At 45.6% G+C, this 25849-nt stretch carries 28 protein-coding genes; 20 read left to right on the top strand and 8 right to left on the bottom strand.

Going from position 1 to position 25849, the window contains the following annotated elements; genetic code table 11:
- The first annotated feature begins 200 nt into the window (after positions 1 to 200).
- The 4 genes from AOA56_RS12200 to AOA56_RS12185 all read left to right on the top strand — a co-directional run bounded on the left by AOA56_RS12200 (position 201) and on the right by AOA56_RS12185 (position 4594).
- Complete coding sequence (locus tag AOA56_RS12200; protein WP_053769764.1) at positions 201 to 1151, top strand: N(5)-(carboxyethyl)ornithine synthase; 951 nt, start codon at positions 201 to 203, stop codon at positions 1149 to 1151.
- A 36-nt stretch (positions 1152 to 1187) separates the two neighbouring features.
- A complete protein-coding gene (locus tag AOA56_RS12195) occupies positions 1188 to 2741 on the top strand; it encodes a Na+/H+ antiporter NhaC family protein (RefSeq protein ID WP_053769763.1) in 1554 nt (517 codons plus the stop codon).
- A gap of 168 nt (positions 2742 to 2909) precedes the next feature.
- Positions 2910 to 4259 (top strand): MATE family efflux transporter, encoded by a 1350-nt coding sequence (locus AOA56_RS12190; RefSeq protein ID WP_024733897.1) that lies wholly within the window; start codon positions 2910 to 2912, stop codon positions 4257 to 4259.
- A gap of 8 nt (positions 4260 to 4267) precedes the next feature.
- On the top strand, positions 4268 to 4594 hold the full coding sequence (locus AOA56_RS12185; protein WP_048621153.1) for a GIY-YIG nuclease family protein: 327 nt from the start codon (positions 4268 to 4270) through the stop codon (positions 4592 to 4594).
- Positions 4595 to 4636: 42 nt separating this feature from the next.
- On the opposite strand, the gene trhA is transcribed toward AOA56_RS12185, so the two are convergent.
- A complete protein-coding gene (gene trhA, locus AOA56_RS12180) occupies positions 4637 to 5296 on the bottom strand; it encodes a PAQR family membrane homeostasis protein TrhA (protein ID WP_048621152.1) in 660 nt (219 codons plus the stop codon).
- 224 nt (positions 5297 to 5520) lie between these two features.
- Between trhA and AOA56_RS12175 the strand changes: the two genes are divergently transcribed.
- A complete protein-coding gene (locus AOA56_RS12175) occupies positions 5521 to 6129 on the top strand; it encodes an ECF transporter S component (RefSeq protein ID WP_053769807.1) in 609 nt (202 codons plus the stop codon).
- 2 nt (positions 6130 to 6131) lie between these two features.
- The gene (locus tag AOA56_RS12170) at positions 6132 to 6689 is read left to right on the top strand and encodes an ECF transporter S component (protein ID WP_053769762.1); all 558 of its coding nucleotides are present in this window, start codon (positions 6132 to 6134) and stop codon (positions 6687 to 6689) included.
- A 70-nt stretch (positions 6690 to 6759) separates the two neighbouring features.
- On the opposite strand, the gene rbr is transcribed toward AOA56_RS12170, so the two are convergent.
- The 3 genes from rbr to AOA56_RS12155 all read right to left on the bottom strand — a co-directional run bounded on the left by rbr (position 6760) and on the right by AOA56_RS12155 (position 8459).
- Entirely contained in the window at positions 6760 to 7296 is a 537-nt protein-coding gene (gene rbr / locus AOA56_RS12165) for a rubrerythrin (protein ID WP_048621151.1), read from the bottom strand.
- Between the two features lie 76 nt (positions 7297 to 7372).
- Complete coding sequence (locus AOA56_RS12160; RefSeq protein WP_024733892.1) at positions 7373 to 7915, bottom strand: NADH peroxidase; 543 nt, start codon at positions 7913 to 7915, stop codon at positions 7373 to 7375.
- 136 nt (positions 7916 to 8051) lie between these two features.
- Complete coding sequence (locus AOA56_RS12155; RefSeq protein ID WP_024733891.1) at positions 8052 to 8459, bottom strand: Fur family transcriptional regulator; 408 nt, start codon at positions 8457 to 8459, stop codon at positions 8052 to 8054.
- A gap of 224 nt (positions 8460 to 8683) precedes the next feature.
- Between AOA56_RS12155 and AOA56_RS12150 the strand changes: the two genes are divergently transcribed.
- Together AOA56_RS12150 and AOA56_RS12145 are read left to right on the top strand one after the other, a co-directional pair.
- On the top strand, positions 8684 to 9646 hold the full coding sequence (locus AOA56_RS12150) for a C40 family peptidase (protein ID WP_053769761.1): 963 nt from the start codon (positions 8684 to 8686) through the stop codon (positions 9644 to 9646).
- A gap of 475 nt (positions 9647 to 10121) precedes the next feature.
- Positions 10122 to 10331 carry a DUF1858 domain-containing protein gene (locus tag AOA56_RS12145; protein WP_024733889.1) on the top strand — a complete coding sequence of 70 codons (210 nt, stop codon included), beginning with the start codon at positions 10122 to 10124 and terminating at the stop codon, positions 10329 to 10331.
- 61 nt (positions 10332 to 10392) lie between these two features.
- On the opposite strand, the gene AOA56_RS12140 is transcribed toward AOA56_RS12145, so the two are convergent.
- On the bottom strand, positions 10393 to 11118 hold the full coding sequence (locus tag AOA56_RS12140) for an adaptor protein MecA (RefSeq protein WP_024733888.1): 726 nt from the start codon (positions 11116 to 11118) through the stop codon (positions 10393 to 10395).
- A 531-nt stretch (positions 11119 to 11649) separates the two neighbouring features.
- Here AOA56_RS12140 and AOA56_RS12135 point away from each other — a divergent pair.
- From AOA56_RS12135 to AOA56_RS12110, 6 genes are all read left to right on the top strand, one after another.
- Positions 11650 to 11892 carry a hypothetical protein gene (locus AOA56_RS12135; RefSeq protein ID WP_034595027.1) on the top strand — a complete coding sequence of 81 codons (243 nt, stop codon included), beginning with the start codon at positions 11650 to 11652 and terminating at the stop codon, positions 11890 to 11892.
- Between the two features lie 120 nt (positions 11893 to 12012).
- Entirely contained in the window at positions 12013 to 13833 is a 1821-nt protein-coding gene (locus tag AOA56_RS12130) for a glycosyl hydrolase family 18 protein (protein ID WP_053769760.1), read from the top strand.
- A 210-nt stretch (positions 13834 to 14043) separates the two neighbouring features.
- Entirely contained in the window at positions 14044 to 14742 is a 699-nt protein-coding gene (locus AOA56_RS12125) for an N-acetylmuramoyl-L-alanine amidase family protein (protein WP_053769759.1), read from the top strand.
- A 45-nt stretch (positions 14743 to 14787) separates the two neighbouring features.
- Positions 14788 to 16347 (top strand): L-threonylcarbamoyladenylate synthase, encoded by a 1560-nt coding sequence (locus tag AOA56_RS12120; RefSeq protein ID WP_048621149.1) that lies wholly within the window; start codon positions 14788 to 14790, stop codon positions 16345 to 16347.
- Positions 16329 to 16958: a uracil phosphoribosyltransferase gene (upp, locus tag AOA56_RS12115; RefSeq protein WP_024733883.1), complete on the top strand. Its 630-nt coding sequence runs from the start codon at positions 16329 to 16331 to the stop codon at positions 16956 to 16958. Before AOA56_RS12120 ends, upp begins: the two co-directional genes overlap by 19 nt.
- A 14-nt stretch (positions 16959 to 16972) precedes the next feature.
- A complete protein-coding gene (locus tag AOA56_RS12110) occupies positions 16973 to 17461 on the top strand; it encodes a deoxycytidylate deaminase (RefSeq protein ID WP_024733882.1) in 489 nt (162 codons plus the stop codon).
- A 79-nt stretch (positions 17462 to 17540) separates the two neighbouring features.
- Here AOA56_RS12110 and AOA56_RS12105 read toward each other — a convergent pair whose 3' ends face one another.
- On the bottom strand, positions 17541 to 18953 hold the full coding sequence (locus AOA56_RS12105) for a Na+/H+ antiporter NhaC family protein (RefSeq protein ID WP_024733881.1): 1413 nt from the start codon (positions 18951 to 18953) through the stop codon (positions 17541 to 17543).
- A gap of 52 nt (positions 18954 to 19005) precedes the next feature.
- Positions 19006 to 19695 (bottom strand): GntR family transcriptional regulator, encoded by a 690-nt coding sequence (locus AOA56_RS12100; RefSeq protein ID WP_024733880.1) that lies wholly within the window; start codon positions 19693 to 19695, stop codon positions 19006 to 19008.
- Between the two features lie 196 nt (positions 19696 to 19891).
- On the opposite strand from AOA56_RS12100, the gene AOA56_RS12095 reads away from it, so the two are divergent.
- Genes AOA56_RS12095 through AOA56_RS12080 form a run of 3 tightly spaced genes read left to right on the top strand, consistent with a single transcriptional unit; the run spans position 19892 to position 22904 of the window.
- Entirely contained in the window at positions 19892 to 21163 is a 1272-nt protein-coding gene (locus tag AOA56_RS12095) for a glycine/sarcosine/betaine reductase component B subunit (protein ID WP_053769758.1), read from the top strand.
- A gap of 8 nt (positions 21164 to 21171) precedes the next feature.
- Entirely contained in the window at positions 21172 to 22491 is a 1320-nt protein-coding gene (locus tag AOA56_RS12090) for a glycine/betaine/sarcosine/D-proline family reductase selenoprotein B (protein ID WP_082349992.1), read from the top strand.
- Positions 22488 to 22904: a hypothetical protein gene (locus tag AOA56_RS12080; RefSeq protein ID WP_024733877.1), complete on the top strand. Its 417-nt coding sequence runs from the start codon at positions 22488 to 22490 to the stop codon at positions 22902 to 22904. The genes AOA56_RS12090 and AOA56_RS12080 overlap by 4 nt, the downstream gene beginning before the upstream one ends.
- 44 nt (positions 22905 to 22948) lie before the next feature.
- Here the strand turns inward: AOA56_RS12080 and AOA56_RS12075 are convergent, their stop codons facing one another.
- Positions 22949 to 23185, bottom strand: coding sequence for a YaaL family protein (locus AOA56_RS12075; RefSeq protein WP_024733876.1), 237 nt, complete (start codon positions 23183 to 23185; stop codon positions 22949 to 22951).
- Positions 23186 to 23318: 133 nt separating this feature from the next.
- Between AOA56_RS12075 and AOA56_RS12070 the strand changes: the two genes are divergently transcribed.
- The 3 genes from AOA56_RS12070 (at position 23319) to AOA56_RS12065 (ending at position 25835) form a co-directional block, all read left to right on the top strand.
- Positions 23319 to 23507 carry a pro-sigmaK processing inhibitor BofA family protein gene (locus AOA56_RS12070; RefSeq protein ID WP_048621340.1) on the top strand — a complete coding sequence of 63 codons (189 nt, stop codon included), beginning with the start codon at positions 23319 to 23321 and terminating at the stop codon, positions 23505 to 23507.
- A 188-nt stretch (positions 23508 to 23695) separates the two neighbouring features.
- Positions 23696 to 24790 (top strand): P-loop NTPase family protein, encoded by a 1095-nt coding sequence (locus AOA56_RS16415; protein WP_024733875.1) that lies wholly within the window; start codon positions 23696 to 23698, stop codon positions 24788 to 24790.
- The gene (locus tag AOA56_RS12065) at positions 24675 to 25835 is read left to right on the top strand and encodes a CpaF family protein (RefSeq protein WP_242843462.1); all 1161 of its coding nucleotides are present in this window, start codon (positions 24675 to 24677) and stop codon (positions 25833 to 25835) included. The genes AOA56_RS16415 and AOA56_RS12065 overlap by 116 nt, the downstream gene beginning before the upstream one ends.
- Positions 25836 to 25849 lie beyond the last annotated feature (14 nt).

Raw genomic sequence — 25849 nt, 5'->3', positions numbered from 1 at the left:
TGGAATCCTCGTCCCGCATGGTAATCCAGGACTGCTTGTTGTTTCGGTTCTCTTCTGGTGTGGATGTGAAGAGTTGCTTTTGGACTATTAGAGGGGGATTAAGAATGATTTGATATCTGTTAAAAAACGATTAAGGTGGTTGTATTCTGCAGACGAAGTGTTATAACTAATGCAAATCATAAAAACGGGAGCATTGCCTTATGAAAAAAATGGGATTTGTGAAAAGCGAAAAGGAAAATGAACGGCGAATTGCGCTTCTTCCTGATGATATGGATGATCTCAAGGATTTTGCGGATTATCTGGTCTTTGAGACCGGATATGGGAAGGAGTTTGGAATTGATGATAAAGAATATCAGGCAAACGGCGCACATACAGCCGACAGGGAAGAGATTCTAAGAATCTGTGATATCGTGTGTGATCCGAAAGTGGGAGACGCAGAATATCTCAGAGAACTGAAAGAGGGGCGCACTCTTTTCGGATGGGTGAATCCACATGTATGTGAAGAGGTAAAAACAATTCTTCTGAGAAAGAAGTTCGAAGTATATGCCTGGGAAGAAATGATGGAAGAAGGGATGCAGGTATTCTATAAAAATAATGTACTTGCCGGAGAATCAGCGGTCAGGCATGCCTGCCAATGCTATGGGATGCTTCCGGCCGGAAAACGTGCCGCAGTGATTGGAAAGGGAAACGCGGCTTTGGGAGCAGTGAAAGCACTGACTCAGGATGGCGCCGAAGTAATTGTCTATGGCAGAAACCAGGAAGAAAAATTACGAATGGATATTGGAGAATTCGATATTCTTGTCAATGCAGTATTATGGGATCCGAAACGAAAGGACCATATTATAGATAAAGAGACATTGTGCCATGCGAAAAAAGAGGCGCTTCTGATTGATGTAAGCTGCGACAAGGCGGGGGCAGTGGAAACTTCCCATCCGACTACATATGAATGTCCCCTCTATGTGGAAGAGGGCGTGGTTCACTATTGTGTGGATCATACTCCCAGTATTTATTACCGGACGGCATCTTCCTATATCAGCGAACAGGTCAAACGATTTGTACGGCCGCTGGTGACAGGTGAAGCAGACCGGATTTTGGAGAGCGGCTGTGTTATCAGGGGCGGACATATGCTTCTAAAAGAGAGCTGCCGGTAAATCGGAAGAAGGCATAGAAAGGCGGTAAATGGAATTATGATTGGAAGTGTATATGCGCTGATTCCCCCGGTGCTTGTTATTGTTATGGTAATTGCTACAAAGAGGATTATTCTTTCCATCTTTTCAGGAATTGTCATTAGTGCCCTTATGATTGAGAATTTTCAACTTCTTCCAGCAATGAAAAATATTGTGGAGGAAGCAGTAGGCATTTTTTATGAGGATGGGGCTGTAAATACAGACAATATTCTGCTGATTTTATTTATTCTTGGTCTTGGAATGGTAACGGCATTTATTGAAAAAAATGGCGGTGCGGCAGGATTCGCACGTTGGGCACAAAAGCGGGTTAAAAGTGCGGGAATGGCGCAGATGATGGCGGTAATTTTAGGTATTCTCATCTTTATCGATGATTATTTTAATGCCCTTACAGTAGGGGAAGTATCAAGAGGGCTGACAGATCGTTACAAGGTATCCAGGGAAAAGCTGGCTTATCTGATTGACTCAACAAGTGCTCCGGTATGTTCGATTTGTCCGTTGTCAAGCTGGGGAGCGTATATTATTGCATTGTTTGCGGTTTTACTGCCTCGTACGGCAGCCCCACTTAATCAGTTTATCCATACGATCCCTTACAATTTTTACGCTATTTTTGCACTGAGCGTAGTTGGACTGAGCGCATGGTTTAATATCAATGTCGGAAAAATGAAGGATGTGGCGTCAATTTACCGTCAGGAGAGAGCCATAAGACATGCCGAGACAATGGTACAAAAAGAGGGAGAAGAAAAAGCATCTGATCTGGTGGTGCCGATTGTTTTGCTGGCAGGAATCAGTTTTTGTATGATGTTTCTGACGGGACTTATCGCATCCGGGAGTTTTGATATTTTCCGTATTCTGGAAAATGCGTCTACCTATCTGTCTTTGCTCCTGGGATGTGTGGCGGCATGTATTTATTGTGGTATCCGTTACTTTAAGCTTCACGGGAAGCATCCGGTCATGGTGGCTGCGGAAGGTATCCGGGCAGTGGCGGGGGCGACAAGCGCACTTCTGTTTGCGTGGGTGTTGATCGATATGATCTCTGCATTGGAAGCGGGAACCTTTCTTTCAGGACTGATCGTAAAATATGCAGTACCGGCGGTATTTCTTCCGTTTCTGTTATTTCTTTTGTCGGGGGTAATGGCATTGGCAACTGGTTTTTCCTGGGGTGTGTTTGGAATCATGCTGCCGATCAGTGTACAGATCACACAGTCCCTGAATATGCCGACTGAAATGATATACTGCTGTCTGGGCGCGGTGCTGTCAGGATCAGTTTTTGGGGATCATTGTTCCCCAATTTCAGATACAACGATCCTATCGAGTGCAGGCGCTCAATGCCGGCATGTGGATCATGTTGTTTCACAGATGCCGTACGCAATTTTTTCCGGAGGAATTGCGGCATTAGGTTTTTTGGTGGCGGGTTTGACGGAAAGTCTCGTCCTTGCATTTGCTGTCCAGATTTTAGCATTAGTTTTATCGGCAATACTATTCCGGATTTCTGCAATGAGAAGAAGCAATGTAAAGAAAATAGATACAAGAAGGCGAACAGTTCCGGGCGTATAATGACGGGCGTCTCTCAAAATCTGTTTGACAACAGCGAACAAAATGTGCTACCATATCCAAGTAAAAATAAATGTGAAATGAAGATCATATGGTTTTCCTGTTTCAGCATTAAACAGGCATATGATCTTTTTTCTGTTCTTGGGACGTGAAAGAGTAAGGAGAGATGAGATGGAAAAGACAAACGATTTTATGAAAACGGGAAAGGTGTTTCCTCTTTTAATGTCGATGTCAGTGCCGATGATGATTTCCATGCTAATCCAGTCATTGTATAATATTGTCGACAGTATTTATGTGTCGAGGCTTGGAACGGATGCACTGACAGCGGTTTCCCTTGCGTATCCGCTGCAAAATGTGGTAACATCCGTAGCCGTTGGAATTGGAGTGGGGATCAGTTCTGCCATAGCCATTCACCTGGGCGCAGGGAGAAAGGAAAGGGCGAATCAGGCGGCGACAATTGGAATGGCACTGACAGTGATTCACTGCATCCTGTTTGTGCTTCTTGGTATCTTTGTGACAAGGCCGTTTCTTGCTATGTTTACGAAAAATGATGGCATCGTGGATTTGGCATGCGATTATACTTATATTGTCCTCTGTCTGTCTTTTGGGTGTCTGCTTCAGATTGCTTTTGAGAAGATTTTCCAGGGAATCGGGGAAATGAAGATCACGATGATCTTGTTGGCCACAGGGGCGATCATTAATATTATCCTGGATCCGATTATGATTTTCGGACTTCTGGGCTGTCCGGCTATGGGGGTGAAGGGCGCCGCCTATGCAACGGTAATCGGTCAGATTACAGCATTTCTGCTCTACATCGTTGTTTACAAAAGACGTCGGTTTGCGGTAGAGATTCATCCGAAATATCTTAAGTTTGAAAAAAGTATGATTCTTCAGATTTACAGTGTGGGAATCCCGTCCAGTATTATGATGACCCTGCCATCCATCCTCGTTAGTATTCTGAACAGGATTTTGGGAGGCTTTTCTGATGTATATGTTGCGGTCCTGGGCGTTTATTTTAAACTTCAGACTTTTATCTATATGCCGGCGAACGGAATTGTTCAGGGGATGCGTCCGCTGGTTGGTTACAATTACGGAGCAGGAGAGAAAGAGAGAGTAAAAAGCATTATCCGTTACAGTTTGCTTTCAGCAGGGTGTATTATGTTGATCGGTACAGTGTTGTCCCTTGCGATACCGGGGCAGATCTTTGCGCTGTTTGATGCGGAAGAATCGCTTTTGAAAGCGGGGATTCTGGCACTCCGGCTGATCAGTCTGGGATTTCTGGTATCCACCATCGGAGTCATTTATTCGGGAGTGTTTGAATCTCTTGGAGAGGGCAAACATTCGCTTCTGATTTCACTTCTCAGACAGTTTATCATTACGATCCCGTGTGCTGTGGCATTGTCCGCTGTCTGGGGACCTGCAGGAGTCTGGGCGTCTTTCCCGATCGGAGAGGTCTGTGCGTCCGTGGCGGCACTGATTCTCTTGAAGCGTTATCAGGGGGGAGCATACGCACCTTTCTAGGAGGAAACATGAAAAAACAGAAGGAAGAGAAAAATTTTACTTATATTTTAAAATGCAGCGACGGTACTTTTTATACCGGGTGGACCAACGATCTGAAAAAACGTTTGAAAGCCCACAATGAGGGGAAAGGGGCAAAATATACGAAGACCAGGCGTCCGGTGGCTCTGCAGTACTACGAAGTATTTGCTTCCAGGGAAGAGGCGATGCGGCGGGAGTATCAGATCAAGCGTCTTCCCCGGAAACGCAAAGAAGAATTGATCGAGAATTACCAGGAGTATCAAAAAGAAAGCCAGACAGGACATGAAATAGGATATCAAAAAGAAAACCCGGCCTGACAGGACTCGGACCGGGAAAAGGTCACGCAGAGGCGTGGCCTTTTAAAGTACAAAGGCGTACATTACAATGAAGTGGCACATGCTTCCGCCCATTACGAAGAGGTGGAAGATCTCGTGAGAACCGAAGTTTTTATGGCGGTTATTGAAGATTGGGAGCTTCAATGCATAGATGATGCCGCCGATCGTGTAGATGATACCGCCTGCCAGAAGCCAGCCAAACGCTGCCGGTGAGAGAGCATTTAAAATCTGGGTGAAAGCGAGGACACAGGTCCAGCCCATTCCAATGTAGAGAATGGAGGATACCCATTTCGGACAGAATACCCAGAATGCTTTCAGGATAATTCCCACAAGCGCAATTCCCCATACAAGGGAAAGGAGGATGACTCCGGTTCGGCCTTTCAGTGTAATCAGGCAGATCGGGGTGTAGCTTCCAGCAATCAGAATAAAAATCATCATGTGGTCAATTTTTTTTAAAATCGTATTGGCCTTCTCCGATAAGTCAAAAGTATGATAAGTGGTGCTTGCCGCATACAGTAAAATCAGACTGAGCGCATAAATGGTTAATGAGATAAGGTAAATATGATCTGGCTCCCTTGCGGCTTTAATCAGCAGCGGGACTGCCGCGAAAATAGCCATGAGCATACCGATAAAATGAGTAATTGCACTTCCTGGATCTTTGAGATGTTTGTTATGTCTGTTCATAGTCTTGCCTCCCTCTGAAAACATATTCATAGAACAACATGTAGTTTTTAAAACTATATAATCTATATGCTAATATTATATCCGTTATTCCCAAAAATCAATAGTAAATTTCTTAAAAAAAGAACGGGGCATACTGGACTGGTTAAAAATGATAAAACTGGATATTTTAATAAATCCAGTTCGGTGATAAGATAGGGCAAGAAACAGGAAGAGAGGGATGAATGATGAATCAAAGACATCGATTAACAGTAAAACTTGCACAGACCGCCATATTTGCAGCGTTAAGTTATGTGGCTTTTGTATTGCAGATTAAGATTCCGGTGCCGGGAGGAGATGCGACGTCCATTCACGCAGGGAATGCTTTTTGTGCGCTGGCGGCGCTGATTCTTGGTGGCGGCTACGGCGGACTTGCCGGAGCAATCGGAATGACGATTGGAGATCTTTTGGATCCAATCTATATTGTAGGGGCGCCGAAGACCTTTATCTTGAAATTTGCCATCGGACTGATTGTTGGACTTGTAGCGCACCGTGTCGCAAAAATCAATGAAAGTACGGATAAGAAATACGTGATGAAGTGGAGTGTTCTGGCATGTGTCGCAGGACTGGGATTCAATGTTTTTGCGGATCCGATTTTCGGTTATTTCTATAAACAGTACATTTTAGGGCAGCCGCAGCAGATGGCGGAGACACTTGCTAAAATCAACGGTGCGGCGACACTGATCAATGCGATCGTATCTGTAGTCCTAGCCGGAGTTCTTTATAACGTGCTTCGCCCGGTACTTCTAAAGAGCGGTATGCTTATGAAAGAAACGAAACGGACGAAGGCGGTATAGAGATGAAAGATCAGAAAATCAAAACCTTAGTCAGTATGGCATTTTTTACCGCTGTCACCTTTCTGGGAATTCAGGCATTTCGAATTCCGGTTCCGGCTGTGGTCGGGACGCCGTTTATTCATTTTGGACATGTATTTGTAGTGATGGGGATGCTTCTCCAGGGAGGAAAAAAAGGCGCGGTCACAGGGACGGCTGGTTTGCTGATCTTTGACCTGCTGAATGGATATGTCCAATCGATTCCGCAGGTATTTGTGGAGACGATTGTCAAGTGTCTTTTGGTGGGAGCGCTGTTCGCCTGGTTCCAGAGACGTGCGGGAGGTGACCGTAAGAAAGAGTACAAAGGAGTGGTAATCTGTAGTATTCTCTATGCGATACTGAATATTCTGATTGAATGGGCGATGGGAATTGTCGGGCTCATCGTTACCGGAAGCGGCATTGGCGCTGCAGTGGCAGCCTCCACAGCTTCTATTCCGGCTACGATATTCAATGCGGTATTTATGGCTGTGGCAGTAAGCCTGCTGTATGTGCCAGTGAAACAGATCTATCAGAAAATAATGTAAAAGAATGCCCTCCTTCCAGGATCTGCTGTATAGATCCTGGAAAGAGGGCAGTTTTATTCTATGGGTGATTTTAATAGTTCTCTACTTTTCTTTCAAAGTAAGCTCTCGGATGAGCACATACCGGACATACTTCCGGAGCCTCTTCGCCTTCGTAAATATATCCGCAGTTGTTACATTTCCAACCAAGAGGAGCGTCGCCTTTGAATGTATTGCCTGCTTCAAATGTAGCCAGAATCTTGTTGTAGCGTTTCTCGTGGGAAGCCTCAACCTCTGCTACAAGCTCGAACTTAGCGGCAAGTTCATCGAATCCCTCTGCCTTTGCTTCCTCAGCCATGGTCTTGTACATGTCTGTCCACTCGTAGTTCTCTCCAGCAGCAGCGTCTTTCAGGTTGTCTGCTACATCGCCGATTCCGTGGAATTCTTTGAACCACATTTTAGCGTGCTCTTTCTCCTGATTTGCTGTCTCTTCAAAGATATTCGCAATCTGTACATATCCGGCCTTTCTTGCCTGAGAAGCATAGAATGTATACTTATTTCTTGCCTGAGATTCTCCCGCGAATGCGGTCATCAGGTTCTGTTCTGTTTTTGTTCCTTCGTATTTAGACATCTTTTTCCTCCTTCAATGACTGATTTCGGGACGATTCCAAAGAACCGTCCCATGAAATATAACAATTAGGTATATCTTAGCCGAAGTATCTCTTAAGGAGTCCTTCAAATGCTCTTCCGTGGCGAGCCTCATCTCTTGCCATCTCGTGAACCGTGTCATGGATCGCATCGAGGTTTGCTGCTTTCGCACGCTTTGCAAGGTCGAATTTACCTGCTGTAGCACCGTTTTCAGCCTCAACTCGCATTTCGAGGTTTTTCTTTGTGCTGTCTGTAACGACTTCACCTAATAATTCAGCGAATTTTGCAGCGTGCTCTGCTTCTTCCCATGCTGCTTTCTCCCAGTATAATCCGATCTCCGGATATCCTTCTCTATGGGCAACTCTTGCCATTGCAAGGTACATACCTACTTCGGAGCACTCACCTTCAAAGTTTGCTCTTAAATCAGCAATAATATCTTCGCTGACGCCCTGAGCAACACCTACAACATGCTCAGCAGCCCATGTTCTCTCTCCAGCCATCTCCTGGAACTTCTCAGCAGGAACATGGCACTGCGGACATTCTGCCGGCGGATTTTCTCCTTCATAAACATAACCACATACTGTACATACCCATTTTTTCATAATACATATCTCCTTTTCTTTCTAATCCTTAGTTTGTTTGAAAACAGTAATAATTACTGATATCAATATAGCACTTTTGCCGATGCTTGTCAATTCCTATTTTGGAATTTATAAATTGTTCATATTTGCGTCGTGTTTACATCGCAGCCGCTTCGGAATGACTGTGAAGGCACCTGCTGCATTTACCGTAAAAGGTAATGCTGTGTGATTCGATGATCCCGTCAAAGGATTCATTGGCGATCTGGTTGATTTGCCTTATACATTCCATATTCATATCTTTCATGCATCCACACTCGGTGCAAAAGAAATGATAGTGCGGGACAGTACGTCCATCAAAACGGTCCGCGCCGTCCGGAGTCGGTATTTTAATAATCTCGCCCATATCGGAGAGAAGATTCAGATTCCGGTACACGGTTCCAAGGCTGATATTTGGAAACTGCTCTTTTACATGGAGATAAACCATATCGGCAGTAGGATGTGCATTTGTATGCATCAGGTAGTCCTTAATTGATTCGCGCTGCCTGCTGTACTTTAATGCTGTCAACGGAACCCCTCCCTTCATTTAATAATAATAACAATTACTATATTTATAGTAAAAAAAAACTCGAAGTTTGTCAAGAAGAAATCAAAAAGAATCCGTGCCCGAAGGGAAAACCTTCTTGACAAAGAAATGAAATATGTTAGAATACAAAACGTAATATTTGTAACAAATATGTAATAATTACGAAAGAAAATATACATAACTATAGAAGAAGGAGGATTCAGGTTATGCATATGAGTTTTAAAAAAGGACTGGTAATCGCCATGACGGCCGGACTGCTGGGGACAAACGGGCTACACGCTAAGGCGTCGGATAGTTTGGAACAGGCAGAAACTGCCGTATGTCAGACAGAAAACATAACATTTCCAACCACAAATGGCGTGCTGCGGACAAGCGGACTATTTACACCGGTACAGAATACAGAAGAGGAAGATACTTCCATTATAGTAGAAGAGAGAGACAACGAGGATTTCATCGTAAAAGAGCAGAACGGAAAATACGAGAACACCGGTTTTGTTAATCTTTCTTCTGATTATTTATATGTCAGAAGCAGTACATCCGATGACAGTGACTGGACAGGAAAGCTTTATCCGGGGAATGTCGTTACACTGGAGGGCCCGGTGGGAGAATGGACAGCAATCCGTTCTGGTAATGTAACCGGATTTGTGAGGTCGGAAAATCTGATGGAGATGAAAAGCGCACAGCAGAAGATCCGCCAAATGGAGGCCGAAGCCTTGAAAAACGGTACGGAAGTAACTTTTTCCTATGGGGAAACGAAGGAAGAGGAGGCTTCAAGACTACAGGCTGAGGCAGAACAGCGGGCACGGGAAGAGGCGGAGAGAAAGCAGGCACAAAGACAGGCTGTGGTGGATTACGCATGCCAATTTATTGGCAACCCTTATGTCTGGGGAGGGACGAGCCTCACAAACGGAGCGGACTGTTCCGGATTCGTGCAGTCGGTCTATGCACACTTTGGTGTATCTCTTCCAAGAACATCCTCAGCACAGAGAAGTGCGGGATACGCAGTATCCTATTCGGAGGCACAGCCGGGAGATATCATTTGCTATAATGGCCATGTAGGTATTTATTCTGGAAATGGACAGATTGTCAACGCCCAGGATCCGGCGCATGGGATTGGAATTTCTCCTGCTACCTATACAAGTATTGTGACAGTAAGAAGAATCTTCTAAACAGGCCAAAAGAGAAAAAAATTGCGAATAGGCAAAATGCACAAATTTGTAATATATTGTAAAAAAATGGAAAACGCGGTAAAAATCGTTTTCCACATCAAAATTGCAAAAAAAGGGTAAAATAGCGTTGTTTTCCGAAGTTATCCCCATTATCCACATAAAAACTTGTGAATTGTGGGGATAACTTCTGCCTTTTAAAAGAACGAATGTTTTGTGGAGATGCAATAAAATTAATTTTTTGTCGAAAAAACCGGAAAAAAAGGTTGACATTCCCATAATCAAACGATGGGGTGTGGGAGAAATAAAATATAGAAAATTCTGACAATTTTATGTGGCAATTTAGCTGGGAACCTGAGTTTTATGGGTGAATAGTTACACATTTCGTAGAAGAAGCGCACCTTTTGGGTTGCGAATTAGAAAAAATGGTATTATAATAAGGATTACGTAAATCCAAGTAAATAAGGAGGAATTTAAAATGGCTTATCAGGTAGAGAAAACTACGACGATCGGCGAAGTTGTTAATACACATCCGGAAGTAGCTCCAATTCTTATGGAAATCGGAATGCACTGTCTTGGATGTCCGGCTTCCCAGATGGAATCTCTGGAAGAGGCTGCCATGGTGCATGGCATTGACGCTGAGTTATTAGTAGAAAAGATCAACGCTTTCTTAAAAGCAAACGAATAAAAGATAGAAAAGAACACCGTCCGCAGGTGAGTAAGTCCTGCGGACGGTGTTTTTGTCTGATTTAAAGTTTGGCAAGATGCTGGATGGCTGTCTGAGTATAGATCGTCTCACAGTGCTCTTCCAGGTAAGCAAGAGACGCTGGAGTACTCTTCTCCAGAATACCATATTCTGTCAGCATGTTGCAGATTTTGCTGAAATCACTCTTCGTATGGCTGGACTGTGTGAGTGCCAGAACAAAGAATCCGTCAGACGGATCTTTATAAAGGGTATTGACCCCATGATACATAGGTGAGAGGAGATGCGCTGCGTCAAGTACTCGGTCAAGAGAGCCGAACGAAAAGAGACGGATGGCAGTCCCGACGGACGACTCGGTCCGGACGAGCTTTCCAGGCATCTCTGCCACTGCTTCTTTCACCTTGTTGAGAAGCTGCAGAAAATCCTCTGCGCCCTCCAGCTTGTCTGGGAGGGACTTCCTGGCTGTATCTGTATCATCAAACGGGGAAGGAGCGAACTTGGAAAACCGGGTGTCCAGCTCCTCCGGATCTTCTACCTTTGTGATGATGAGCACGATGGAATCCGACGAGGATGGGATCGCCTCGATCATAAGCGGGATATCGTCAGCCTCGAATCCGAACTCGAAAGCAGCCTGCTGCATCATATCGTGGAAAAGTGATTTCGCCTTTTCGGTACCGTAGGCAAGCTCGCTGATCTTTAAGTGTCTGTCCTCCAGATCGGCACGTGTCAGGGTACAACGGATTTGATTTTCATTGATCTTTTCAATTTTCATATCATCACTTCCTACCTGTAAATAATCTTATACGAACTCAATAGTAGTATAAACAAAAAATAAAATTATGTAAATAAATTTTAGAAAAAAATACTTGCAATTAAGGGAAACAGGAGTATAATAACAGGTCAAGAGGTAGTATTCCCGAATGACTGCGTTTACAGGCAAAGGAGGGGATATTTACAGGATCTATTTTTGGTCAGCATGTTCCGCATCGATTTAGATGCAGTGTCGGCCATGATTTTCTTGCGAAAAGCATATCTGTGCCAGTTCGATAGAGTCAAAATAGAGCATATCACAATTATTCTCAGGTTATATTCATTAAAATCACACAAAAGACACTCAATGACAGATTTCTAAGATATAAAATTTTGAAAAATAACGGGAACAATGCTACCTTTTTCAGCATATGGGGTATCATAAATAATATATCACAATCAGTAATTGATGCACTTCACAGGGAGATACTCCGGCCGCAGTCATACTGAAATGGTTTTTCAGAGTTTATGTTTCGGGTTACAGGAAAGAAAAATGGGAAATGGTAGAGAGAGCGACGTCATAGAAGACGAGGAATGCAGGCGTCTGTTTGCAGAACTCTCGGAATATGAACGGATGGGCGTCCGGATGAAGATAGATGGGCATCCGGCCAGTCCGCTTCAGATCGCGTCCGAATACGCCGTGAAGGAAAATCTCTCTTATATGAGGGATTACGTGGCGGATGAGGAAGGAAAGGTAAAAGAAGTCAGGTTTGTAAAACTATCGGATAAAAAATGAACATGCGATGATCCCCCCTCTACGCAGAAGTTACAGCGAACGGAGTCGAAAATATCAAAATTTTTAATGACGTGCAGAGGAAATCTTGATATAATGTGAGCGTATACAGGAGGTATGGACATGGATGAAAGACGAGGCAAGAGGAGACCGGATGAGCGGCCGGACAGACGCAATGTAAAACCGGCACAGCAGCAGGATCCAAGACGCCGTAATCAGGAACTCAGACGCAGGAAAGAAATGGAAATGAGGCGCCGTATCCGAAAGCGCAGAAAGAGAAGAAAGCGCATCCTGGTTCTTCTTCTGCTCTTACTTATCTTGGCTGTCGCGGCAGGAATCGTATTATGGATCAGATATGGCCCGTCGAAGGAAAAGGCTGATAAAAATGAGTATTTTGGTATTAATGCCACCAACCAGGTGGGGATGACGATCGACAACCAAATTCCTGAAGTAAAGAGCATGAAAGAAGGAAGCCAGATTTATCTGGATTTCGATTCTGTACACGATTATGTGAATCAGAGATTTTATTGGGACTCCAATGAAAACAAACTGCTTTATACCTTACCGGATCAGACGCTTAGTATACCGGCGGGAGCAAGCGAGTTTAGTTCCGGAAACGGGACGCAGGCCAGAGACTATGAAATTGTAAAAATGGAAAATGATACCGTCTATCTTGCGCTGGATTTTGTAAAGGAATTTACAGACATGACTCTGGATGTTTACGAAAATCCGGACAGGGCGGTGGTCGTGACGAACAAGGACGAAAACCATGCCCAGGTGAAAAAGAATACGGAAGTCCGCATCTTGGGAGGCGTAAAGAGCCCGGTGTTGACTGAGATTAAAAAGTCAGATGACGTGGTAGTGATCGAGGAGGCCGGAGACTGGGTGAAGGTCAGGACAAGCGACGGCTACATCGGTTATGCCAAGTCAGATGCACTTGGAAAAGCTGAGGCACAGGTGCGGGAGTCTGAGTACGATGAACCGGAGTACACCAGCATCCATAAGGACTATAAGATCAACCTGGCATGGCACCAGGTGACAAGTCAGGCGGCCAACGCAAATATAGCGTCCGTTATCGAGGGAACGTCCGGACTTACCACCATTTCCCCGACATGGTTCTCTATTCAGGACACAAGCGGGAATCTTTCCTCACTGGCAAACAGCGATTATGTCAACACGGCACACCAGGCAGGGCTGGAAGTATGGGGATTGATTGATAATTTCACTAACCAGGTCGACACGCTCGCAGTATTGAGTAATACACAGAGCCGTGCGAATATGATAAGCCAGCTTATTACTCAGGCGCTCAATACAGGTCTGGATGGCATCAATGTGGATTTTGAGCAGATCACAGAAGAGATGAGCGATCATTATATTCAGTTTGTGAGGGAATTATCCGTCGAGTGCCGTAAGAACGGCCTGGTTCTCTCGGTGGACAACTATGTGCCTGGATTCACAAGCCATTATAACCGGGAAGAACAGGGTGTTGTGGCGGATTACGTGATTATTATGGGATATGACGAGCATTTTTCCGGTTCAGAGGAAGCCGGATCTGTCGCATCTATTGATTTTGTAAAAGAGGGTATCACGGAGACACTCAAAGAAGTACCGAAGGAAAAAGTGATCAACGGACTTCCGCTCTTTACAAGGCTGTGGATCGAGTCGTCCGAGGGCCTGACGAGTCAGGCGATTGGTATGCCGGATGCGGAGAAAGCCGTATCAGGCGCAGGCGTTACCCCAACCTGGGATGAGACGACACAGCAGAACTATGCAGAATGGAATGCGGACGGAAACACGTACAAAATCTGGCTTGAAGACGAGTCTTCCCTGGAGGCCAAGCTCAAGGTGATGAAGGAGTATGATCTCGCCGGAGCGGCTGAATGGAAGATCGGATTCGAAAAGGACGGTATCTGGGAGCTGATTGCCCAGTACATCAAAGGATAATGAAGATACAACTAAATACAGATTTCTCTGTACGGTAGTACAGGGAGAGAAGCGTGCCGCCCGGTGGGAAGTCCTTCCAGGGCGGCGCTTGTTACTTTTTAAAGAAGTGTGTTTGCGTGAACTGCCTAGGAACCTGGGAAAGACAGATATATCGTACAAGCAGTACTCATATATTTTTTTAAGAGCATGGAAGTACAGGGGAGTTTCTGTATGGGTGATAAGGTGAAATGGATACTTGCACTTCTTTTTCTGGTGCTGGTATTGATCGGAATCCGGAAGGTGGAGAGTATTGTGACGCAGGGGGAGGTAAAAACCGGGCAGGCGGATGTGGTAATTGACGCCGGACATGGCGGGAAGGATCCTGGAAAAGTAGGAGTAAATGACGCATTAGAAAAGGACATTAATCTGCAGATTGCGAAGAAGCTGCAGGAGGAACTGGAGTCCCGTGGCATTTCGGTGCTGATGACACGTGAGGAGGATAAAGGACTCTATGATGAAGATGCAGATAATAAGCAAGTGCAGGACTTAAAACGAAGGGTAGAACTGATTAATGAGACGGCACCTGTACTTGCGGTCAGTATTCACCAAAACAGCTATCCCTCCCCGGATGTCAGTGGATCCCAGATTTTTTACTTCGAACACTCCAAAGAGGGAGAGGAAATGGCAAATACGGTACAGAAACAGATAGAAAATCTTGAGGGAATAAAAAACCGTCCGATCAAAGGGAATGATACCTATTATTTGCTGCGGCGGACGGAAGTTCCGACGATGATTATCGAGTGCGGCTTTTTGAGCAACCAGGAGGAAGCTACCAGGCTTGCGGAAGAATCTTACCAGGAGACGCTGGCAAAAGCGATTGCGGACGGAATTGAAGAATGTCTGAGATCAGCGGGTTCAGAGAATGACTGAGGCAGAGGGTTTCGAAATAGGAATGAGTATGCTATAATAGATGGCATGAAAACGAAAATAGAAAAAATTGACAGAATGCAAATCGATGAAGCAATTATGGAGGAAGCGGGACAGATCATAAAGCAGGGCGGCCTGGTCGCATTCCCGACGGAGACCGTTTACGGCCTGGGGGCAAATGCGCTTGACGAGGAGGCGGCGAGAAAAACGTATACGGCTAAAGGCAGACCCTCTGACAATCCGTTGATTGTACATATTGCGGAGAAAAGTGCGCTGGAGGAGATTGTGGAGGAGCTCCCGGAGGAGACGAAGGCACTGACAGACCGGTTTTGGCCGGGTCCGCTTACCTTGATTTTAAAGAAAAACGCAAGAGTACCGTACGGGACGACAGGAGGACTGGATACTGTGGCTGTGCGGATGCCGGATGATCCAATCGCGCTGGAGCTGATCCGTAGAGGCGGCGGCTATGTGTCCGCGCCAAGCGCCAATACATCGGGGCGGCCGAGTCCGACAACAGCACAGCATGTGGCGGAGGATCTGGACGGAAAGATTGATATGATCCTTGATGGGGGTAATGTCAATATTGGGGTAGAATCGACGATTGTGGACATGACGAGCACACCGCCGATGATTCTGCGGCCGGGTGCGGTGACAAAAGAGATGTTGGAAGAAGTGATCGGTGAGGTGGAGACTGACCGGACGCTCCTTTCAGAGAACAGCCCTCAGGCGCCAAAGGCGCCGGGGATGAAGTACCGCCATTACGCACCCAAAGCACAGATGATTTTGATTGAGGGGTCCCCGTCTGATACAGTACTTGCGATCAAACAGCTCGCATATGATAAGGCAGTGTTCGGACGGAAGGGAAATGGCGAACCATACCGGATTGGAATCATTGCTACGGCGGAGACAATGAGCCAGTACACTTATGGGACAGTGAAGAGTATCGGAAGCCGGGAGAATCGGAGGACAATTACGAAAAATCTGTATGGAATCCTCCGGGAGTTTGATGAAGAGGGCGTTGATATTATTTACAGCGAAGGATTTTTCGGCGAGGCCATTGATGCGGCGATTATGAACCGTCTGTTAAAAGCGGCGGGACACAAAAGGATTCCGGCCTCGGAGATTTTAAAGCTCCAGACATACCGCAGGATTATCTTTGTCAGCAAGGATGACAACTGCCGCGGCCCGATGGCAGAGCGGCTGTTCCAGAGACAGACACTTCTCCAGGAGTATGATATTGAGTCCCGGGGCATGATCGTACTTTTCCCGGAACCAATGAATCCTAAGGCGGAAGAGATTATGCGGAGAAATGAGGTAGATATATCCGAACACGAGGCGCTTGCTTTTGAGGAGAAGGATATCACGCCGGACACACTGATTCTTACAATGGAGAAAGCACAGAAGAGAAAGATCATTACTGAATACGGATTTCATCCGAATATTTTCACCCTCAATGAGTATATTGATGAGGAGAAAGAAGTAGAATCCATGTACGGGAAGTCCCTGGAGGAATATGAGGCAGGGTACCTGGAACTGGAAATTTATATGAGAAAACTGGCCAGAAAGCTGAATACGGAGGCAAAGGAAAAATGGGAAGAGTACATATAATGGATCACCCGCTTGTACGGCATAAGATCGATTATATCCGCCGGAAAGAAGTAGGGACGAAGGAGTTCAGAGAGATGATTGAGGAGATCGCCATGCTGATGTGCTATGAGGCGACGAGAGAGCTGAAGCTTGCGGATGTGGAGATTGAGACTCCGCTTTGTAAGATGACGGGCAAGGAGTTGGCAGGGAGAAAGCTGGCTGTTGTGCCGATTCTTCGTGCCGGACTTGGCATGGTAGAGGGAATTCTCAAGATGATCCCGGCCGCAAAGATCGGGCACATCGGACTTTACCGGGATCCGGACACCCTGATGCCGGTGGAGTATTACTGTAAGCTTCCGTCTGACTGTGACAAGCGGGACGTGTTTGTCGTAGATCCGATGCTTGCTACTGGAGGATCCAGCTCCGAGGCGCTTGCCATGCTGAAGCAAAAGGGCGTCAAGAACATGACGTTCCTCTGTATTCTGGCCGCACCGGAGGGACTGGAGAAGCTTTCCAAGGATCATCCGGATGTGGATATCTATGCAGGAGCCCTAGATGAGAAACTGAACGAACACGGATATATTGTACCGGGACTTGGGGACGCGGGAGACCGCATCTTTGGCACCAAATAAGAGGGGGTGATGGGATGAACGGAAAGAGGCAGGACTATCTGTCCTGGGATGAATACTTTATGGGAATTGCGATGTTGTCGGGGATGCGTTCCAAGGATCCGAACACTCAGGTGGGGTGCTGCATCGTCAGCCAGGACAATAAGATTCTTTCCATGGGATATAATGGACTGCCGAACGGCTGCTCCGACGATGAATACCCATGGGCGAGAGAGGGAGACGACCCGCTTGAGACCAAATATGTGTATGCGGTTCACAGTGAGCTGAACGCCATTTTGAATTATGGCGGGGGAAACCTGAAAGGGGCCAAGATCTATGTTTCGCTTTTCCCGTGCAACGAATGTGCCAAGGCCATTATACAGGCAGGGATCAAGGAAGTGATCTATGACAGTGACAAATATGACGACACCGCGTCGGTGATCGCTTCCAAGCGGATGATGGATTCAGCCGGGGTCCGGTATTATCAGTATCACCGGACAGAACGGGAAATTACAATTACATTATAGAAGGTAAACAGGCGTTGTGAGCTGCTCACAGCGCCTGTTTCCTTATATGAATTATAAAGATATATAGGAGGGCCTACCCTTATGTTTCCTCATCAGAAAGAGTGTCAGGGAGCGGCTTTGCTGAAAAATGTCCGGTAAATCCCCAGATGATTGTCATTAGAAGGCCGGCATAAAAGCCAAATACCCAAGGGACATAGGACCAGGCCGCGACGTTTAGGCTACTGATTACGAGCATAGCCCCGCCGCTCCACGGGATCATACCTCCCAGATAGGCACTGGATTCTAATGTGGTGCGGGCCAAAACAATATTGTCAAGTTCCAACTTATTGTATGCCTTTTCATACATTTTACCGTTCAGAATAATCGACACATAAACGCTGGAGCTGAGAAGTACGGTCAATATGGTGGTCAAGATGGTTGAAAAAATTAAAACAGGGCGATTATGGATAATAGAAAGAAGTTTTTCCATAATTGCGTCCAGTACTCCGATTTTTTCAATAATGCCGGCAAACGTTAAGGCTGCGAATAACAGCATAATCAATTCGGCTACGGACATGACGCCGCCTCGTGACAAGAGGGAATCCAAAATTTCATTTCCGGTATCAGCGACATATCCATTCCACATGGCGGAGGAAAGATCAACCAGGGACATTTTCTGAAAAAGGAGAGCTTCGATAGAAGCGATAGCAACACCGCCAGCAAGAACAGGCATAATCGCGACTTTCCGTGCGGCCAGAATAAATACCAGAATTACCGGTAGCAGAAGGAAGATATTAAAAGAAAAACTGTCCTGTAATCCGGATTTTAATATTTCGATTCCGCTGGTATCCGTATTCGCGCTGTGCGGAAGAAAAAATCCCAATATAAGAAACGCTGCCGCCGCAATGATTGCGCCGATTCCCGAGGTTGGAATCATACTGGTAAAAATTTGGACAATATCACGCCGGTTTGTTGCCGCGGCCAGATTTGGCGTATCTGACAATGGAGACCATTTGTCTCCGAGAAAACATCCGGATACGATGGCGCCGGCCGCAATCGGAAGCGGAACACCAAGGCCGGAGGCAATGCCGATCAGTGCAATACCAAGTGACGAGACAATCGCCCAGCTTGAACCCGTTACAATAGAAGCGATCGCACAAAGCAAGAAAGCGGAAAACAAATAAATGGTTGGATGCATTAATTCCAATCCGAGATAAATCATATAGGGAATCGTCCCGCTACCAATCCAGGATGCACTGATAAAGCCCACGAGTAAAAGCAGAAAGATTGCCGGCAGGGCCCCATGGACTACATGAAGGATATTTTTGAACATTTCATCCCACGTATGCCCGAGTATTTTGCCGTAAATTCCGCATAAGGCCGCGCAATATACAAGCCCTACTGCGGTAGGAATCTGACCGATTAAGGTAGTCCAGATCATAATAAAGACAACAATGACCAATAAAATAATAGCTTCCGGGAAATTGACTTTCCGTGAACCTTTTTCTTTCATGGAAATCCTCCTTTGTTTTACATGAGATAACCTGCAAAACAAAAACTCGAAATCAGTCAAGAAGCGCAAGGCCGATATTTGCACCATAACATCCGCTGAAGTCAAATTCATCAATGGTGACTTTTTGCTGTTCCACCAGTAATTTTTCCAGCTTTTTCAAATTCTTATTCCTGATTGCGTCTATAATCCGGGTGTGAGTCGGGATAGAATGAAGTTTTTTCTTTGTACCCAGATAAAAGCGGTCGTATAGTGCCAGATAGACCAGAATTTTCTGGAACACGACTTTATATGCCTGTTCCAGATAAGGATTTTGACTTTTTCGGATGATGTACATATGAAAATCCTCGATGGTCTTGAGGTAAGCTTCCAGATTTTTCCCCTCAAAGGCCAGTTTTTCTTTTTCAATACAGGATGTAAGAAACTGAAAATCTTCATCAGTGTAAGAGTCCATAGTTACTTTTACTGCGAGAAGTTCCAGCGGAATACGGACGTCATAAAGCTGAGAAATCTGTTCCGGGCCTCCATGTGTCACATAGGCGCCTTTATTGGGAACGATTTCTACATATCCATCCTGTGCCAACCGTTTCAGGGCGCTTCGGACAGGAGTTCTTCCGACACCTAAAGCATCGCAGAGACTCTGCTCGGTCAAAGCAGTTCCAGGAGCAAGACGCCGTTTATATAAAGCGCTTTTAACTTTTTCAAATACTATTTGTTCTGCTGATTTAGTTGTATCTTTTTTCATAAATTTAAACCTCTTTTGTTGAACATTTTTGTACAATAAATATAAACAAAAAAATAGATAAAGTCAATAATTACAAAAGAAAATATAAAAAAATCTATAAATCCACTTGCTGTTTTCTAAAAAAGATGGTAGTGTAAATATACAAACATTATTGTTGAACATTTTTGCTGAACAAAAAGAAGGAAAGGAGACATCTATGAAATCTTATTCTTTAGAACTAAGGAGATTTAAAATCCGCGATGTTCAATTTGGAAATGCGACCGCATATGCAAACGGTGTTTTGACGATAAAAAAATCGGAGTTGTTAAAAGCAGTGGCCTCAGAACGTCTCCGGAATTATTCTGTCGATATTGCGAGACCGGGAGAATCGGTCAGAATTATACCTGTCAAAGATGTAATTGAGCCACGGGTAAAGGTAGAAAGTGGAAAGTTCTTCCCGGGAATTCTGGCTCCCTGTGATTGCTGTGGCACAGGGGCGACGGTTGTGCTTGACGGATGCAATGTTGTTACAACGGGGCAAATTGTATTTTACCAGGAAGGGCTCATTGATATGAGTGGGCCTGGAGCAAAGTATACCATATATAGTAAGACATGCAATGTAGTACTCTCCGCAGACCCGACAGACGACCTGACTCATGCGGAGCATGAGAGGGAAATCAGAATGGCAGGATTGAAGGCTGCGGAATATCTTGCGTCTTGTGTTAGAGATTCCAAAGCAGATTTGATAGAGACATGGGAGTTAGATTCCCATGATTCTTCAAAGCCTAGAATAGGATATGTATATCTTTTGCTTGCCCAAGGACTGCTCCATGACAACTATTTGTACGGAAACAATATCAGGACGGTCCACCCATGTATTCTTCATCCAAATGAATTGATGGATGGAGCAGTGGTATCAGGGAATTGTGTGACCGCATGTGATAAAAATACAACCTATGACCATCTGAATAATCCTGTCTTGAAAGAATTATATGAAAGGCATGGAAAAGAACTGGATTTTTGCGGGGTGATTGTATCCCCGATCAGTCCGGTACTGGAAGAAAAGGAACGGTGTGCTTTGGGAATCGCTAATCTTTGTGCTCTCCTTGGGCTGGACGGTGTGATCATATCGGAGGAAGGAGGAGGAAACCCGGAAAGTGATCTGATGCTGATATGCAGGCGGCTGGAGCAGGAAGGGATTTCCACCGTACTTCTGGCACATGAAAATTGTGGTAAAGATGGAACAGCACAGGGGATTACGATTGTAACGAAGGAAGCCGACGCAGTTGTCAGTGCAGGTAATGCCAATGAGATCATTACACTGCCGCCTATGGATCGGGTTATCGGCGTTTCTTCGGCTATGAATCAACTTTCCGGGGCGCTTGAAAATTCTCTGAAGCCAGATGGAAGTATCGAGACGACATATACTGTTATTATGGATGCAATCAGCAATCTAGGTATCATGCCCCTCGGCGTGGAAACTTATTAGAAAGGGGGATGTCTATGCGAGCGGTTTATTACCTGAATCAGTTTTTTGGGCAGATTGGAGGGGAAGAAGCAGCGGATCATCCGACGGAGATACAAAGAGGAGCGGTTGGAGCTGCGGGTGCTTTCCAGAAGAGATTCAGCGAAGAAGAACTGGAGGTTGCCTTTACGATCATCTGTGGGGACAATTATTTTGCGGAGCATACAGAAGAAGTTTTGGAAGAAGTAAGACAATTCTTAGAGAAGGAGAAACCGGATCTATTGATCGCAGGGCCGGCTTTTAATGCGGGACGGTATGGAATGGCCTGCGGAAATATGCTTAAACTGGCGCAGCAGCACCTGGGTATTCCGGCGGTATCGGCGATGTATGAAGAGAACCCGGGAATGGAGATGTTTCGATTGTATGGCTACATATTTCCATCCGGGCCAAATGCCAGAGATATGAGAAAAACCATGAAAAAAATTGGGGATTTTGTTGAAAAGCTGGTAAAAGGCTGTGAAATTGGGAGCCCAAAGGAGGAGGGATATTTTCCAAGGGGAATTCGAAAAATGGTCTGGAAAGAGAAAAGCGGAGCGGTAAGGGCAGTCGATATGATGTTAAAAAAAGTCAGAAAAGAGCCGTTTGAGACGGAGCTGCCAATGCCAAAGTTTGACCGTATTGTACCAAGTCCGGCGATACAGAATCTTTCTAAAGCACGGATCGCTGTGATGACTTCGGGGGGAATTGTTCCGAAAGGAAATCCGGATCATATGGAAGCGTTGGCGTGTACGAAGTACCGAGCTTATACATTGGAGGAATATGGGGACGCCGGGACATTGCCGGCTGACGTGGCTCATGGAGGATTTGATCCCTCTTTTGCAATGGAAAATGGGAATCGTGTTCTTCCGGTTGATGTTTTGGAAGATTTTGCGAAAGATGGAACTATAGGAGAACTGTATCCTTACTTTTATGTCACGGTCGGTAATTCCATGCCGGTTGACAGGGCCGCTATGTTCGGACAGGAGATCGCAAAGGAGATTAAGGGAAAAGTTGATGGCGTCATTCTCACTTCTACATGAGGGACAGACACACGTTGCGGGGCAACGATTGTAAAAGAACTGGACCGGGAAGGAATTCCTGCGGTCCACATTGCAACCATTACGCCAATTTCACTTTCAGTTGGCGCAAACCGTGTGGTAGAAGGGGTTTCCATTCCGCACCCGACAGGACACGTAGAATTAACAAAGGAGAAGGAAAAACAGGAACGTGCGAAACAGATTCATCTGGCGCTGGACGCACTGTCAGAAAATATTCAGGAGCAGAAGGTATTTGAAGAAGGTGAGACATTGTGACAGATGAAAAATTCCTTGTTTTGACGAACAATCCGCTTCTTTATCAGGAGGCCGTAAGAATTCCGTTCCCTGTCCTTTTTTATCAGGAGAAATTGGAGAGGTTAGCGGAAAGAGCGGTCAAATTAAGAAAGCAAGGTTACTGCTTTTGTGCGGATCCTCTGGGAGGATACTATTTTCGTTATAACCCATACCATACGCTTTTTCTGGAAAGACAGAAAAAAGAGCAGAAGAAGGAAAAGGATGATTGTCTGAATGATACTGTTCTCTGGGAGGCATTAACAAACAGTATCATGGGGTGGGAGCAAATGGAGAAACAAGAAAAAGAAGAGAAAATGCTGGAAGATTATCAGGCACTGGATCAATCGATTGCACAAAGCACGATCCGGGTACTTCTTGGAGGAAAGGAATACTGACAAAAATCCTGCCGAAGCAGAAAAAGCTGCGGCAGGATTTTTTGTCAGGAAACGGACGGAGAAAGACGCTTGGCCTGTTTGATGAGAAAACTGTATCGTTTTCGGGCGGCGTTTCCCTGGAAAATATAGCTGTCGATCAAGTCCGGATCGGAGGCATTCTGAAAGAGATTGTCGGCCGCCTCGATTTCTTTTCTTACCAGTGCGATTTCATGGGTGAGATCAGAGTATGAGCCTCTGCGGTAGACGTCTGATTCGTAATAGTGTTGTATGATATCTGGCATACGATCCCTTCTTTCCTAAAGTTATAGTTATAGTATGTACCAAAATAGGAATAAAATACCAGTTGGACAGAATAGAATGGAGAAAGGAGAGAAAAACAGGGGAGGCGGAAGAGTGAAAGAGAGAGGAATCGAGATGGTCGTCAACTTTCTTGTGCGTGCAATTTTGGGTGCGGCCCTCATCTTTTTTGTGAATCAGTTTCTGGATTCGCAGGAGATTTCGGTTGCTGTGGGGCTGAATCCTATTACCTTTTTGACAGGTGGAATCCTTGGCCTGCCTGGGATTGCGCTCCTTTATGGAATTGTGTGCTGGCAAATTTTGTAAGAGTTTCACAAAGATTGGAGATTTATAAAAAACAACTGGACAAAACAGAGCAACCAGTCTATAATGCAAATCACAAACAAATTCTTTTGTTTCATCCGGACTAACCGGAGTCTATTTTTGAGAAAGCGTCGGGAAAGCGCTTATCTATGTCAAAGCCGAATCGGCTATAGTAATTCATGGACAGACAAATGATTATATGCAGTGAAGAAGAGCTGTATGTCCTGCGGCTTGCGGATGTGATTGCCGACAGGGAAGAGCTGGATCTCCAGGTTCAAGTGTGTACCTCTTTTGAACAGGCGGAGAGACTAGAAGAGTTCCAGGGGGCGGAGCTTTTGCTGATCGGGGATGAGATTCCCTATGAGAAGAGGCAGATGAGCAGGGCCGCCAGAAGATTTGTACTGACAAGTCAGGAGGGTACGGAAGTAGGGGAAGAGGAGATTCCTATCTATAAATATCAGTCCGTCCGAAGGATTTTTGCTCAGATTGTGGAGACGTGCCTGGATCAAGACAATGCAGGACTGTTCCTGGTACCGAGAAAGGGCGGCAGGCGTCTGATTGTCGTCTATTCCCCCATTCACCGGATTGGTAAGACCCGGTTTGCAAAGGCCCTCGGCCATGTGCTCTCCAGAGAAGAGGGGACCCTCTATCTTAATATGCAGGAGTACCCCGGGACGGAGATCCGGCTTGGGGGAAAGAGCGCTTCTCTTGCGGATCTTCTCTATTATTCCCGTCAGGAACAGAATCATCTTGGGCTTCGTCTTGCCTCCATGGTAAAAGAGGAGGATGGGCTGGCTGTCCTCGATCCGATCCCTGTGAGTCTTGATTTGAAGGAGGTAGCGTGGGAGGACTGGAATTCTTTGATCCTTCAGATTCTGAAAAAGGGACCGTATCAAAACCTGATCCTGGACGTCAGCGAGAGCGTTCAAGGATTGTTTGACATTTTAAAAATATGCGATGTCTGGTATCTCCCCTATATCGAAAGTGTGGAGGAGGAGGGGAAGCTGGATCAGTTTTTCGACGTTCTGGAATTCATGGGATACAAAAAGCTTTCCCAGAAGGCGAGGATGACGGAAATGAAAGGAGAGCCGGAAATATGTGTAAAGAAGGCATTGCAGTATGAAAAGAACACTGCATATGGAGACGTTGCAGAATCAGATCATGGCAAAGCTGGATCTGTCGAGGGAAATCGAAGATGGAGAACTGGTCGAATTGATTTATCAGGTATTGGAAGAGTACGCCAAAGATATCTATCTTCCACTCCGGATGAAGATGGAATTTGGTAGGGATCTGTTCAATGCATTTCGAAAACTGGACATCCTTCAGGAACTTCTTGAAGATGAATCCATCACAGAGATTATGATCAATGGTCTGGAAAATATTTTTGTGGAAAAGAAAGGAGAGATCTATCAGTATGAAAAAAGATTTGTATCCCGGAAGAAACTGGAAGACATCGCCCAGCAAATTGCCTCCGGCTGTAACCGGACAGTCAATGAGGCGGAACCAATCGTGGACGCTAGATTACCGGATGGATCCAGGGTCAACCTGGTGCTTTTACCGGTGGCGCTCAATGGACCGATCATCACGATCCGAAAGTTTCCCAAAGAGGGGATTACGATGAAGCACCTGATCGCCTGGGGCAGCATCTCCAGAGAAGCGGCCGAGTTTCTGGAGATGCTTGTGAAGGCAAAGTACAATATGTTTATCAGCGGTGGGACCGGGTCAGGGAAGACGACATTTCTAAATGCCCTCTCCCAGTTCATACCCGAGGATGAGCGGATCATTACTATTGAGGATAATGCCGAACTGCGGCTGCAGTCACTGCCGAATCTGGTGCGGCTGGAGGCTCGCAATGCCAATATGGAGGGGGAGGGGCGGATTGATATTCGGGAGCTCATCCGTACAGCTCTCCGGATGCGCCCTGATCGGGTGATCGTCGGAGAAGTGAGAAGTGCGGAGACTATCGATATGCTTCAGGCCATGAATACCGGGCATGACGGGTCATTAAGCACCGGTCATGGCAACAGTCCGAAAGATATGATCGGGCGTCTGGAGACGATGGTGCTTATGGGAATGGAGATTCCGATCGAGGCGGTTCAAAGGCAGATCGCTTCCGGAATTGATATCATCATCCATCTTGGGAGAATGAGGGATAAAACCCGCAAAGTGCTGGAGATCATTGAGATTACCGGATACGAGAAGGGAGAAATCCAAATGAATACGCTGTATGAATTTCAGGAAAAAGGCAGCAGCTACGGAAAGGTGAGAGGAAGTCTTGTTAAAAAAGAAGAGCTGCAGAAAAAGGAAAAACTGTTGGCGGCAGGATATTAGAAAGGGAGAGTATT

It is taken from the genome of Sellimonas intestinalis (genome assembly GCF_001280875.1).
In the GTDB taxonomy this organism is placed as follows: domain Bacteria; phylum Bacillota; class Clostridia; order Lachnospirales; family Lachnospiraceae; genus Sellimonas; species Sellimonas intestinalis.
The sequence above is the reverse complement of the archived record's forward strand: the minus strand, read 5'-3'. Positions and strand labels throughout refer to the sequence as shown.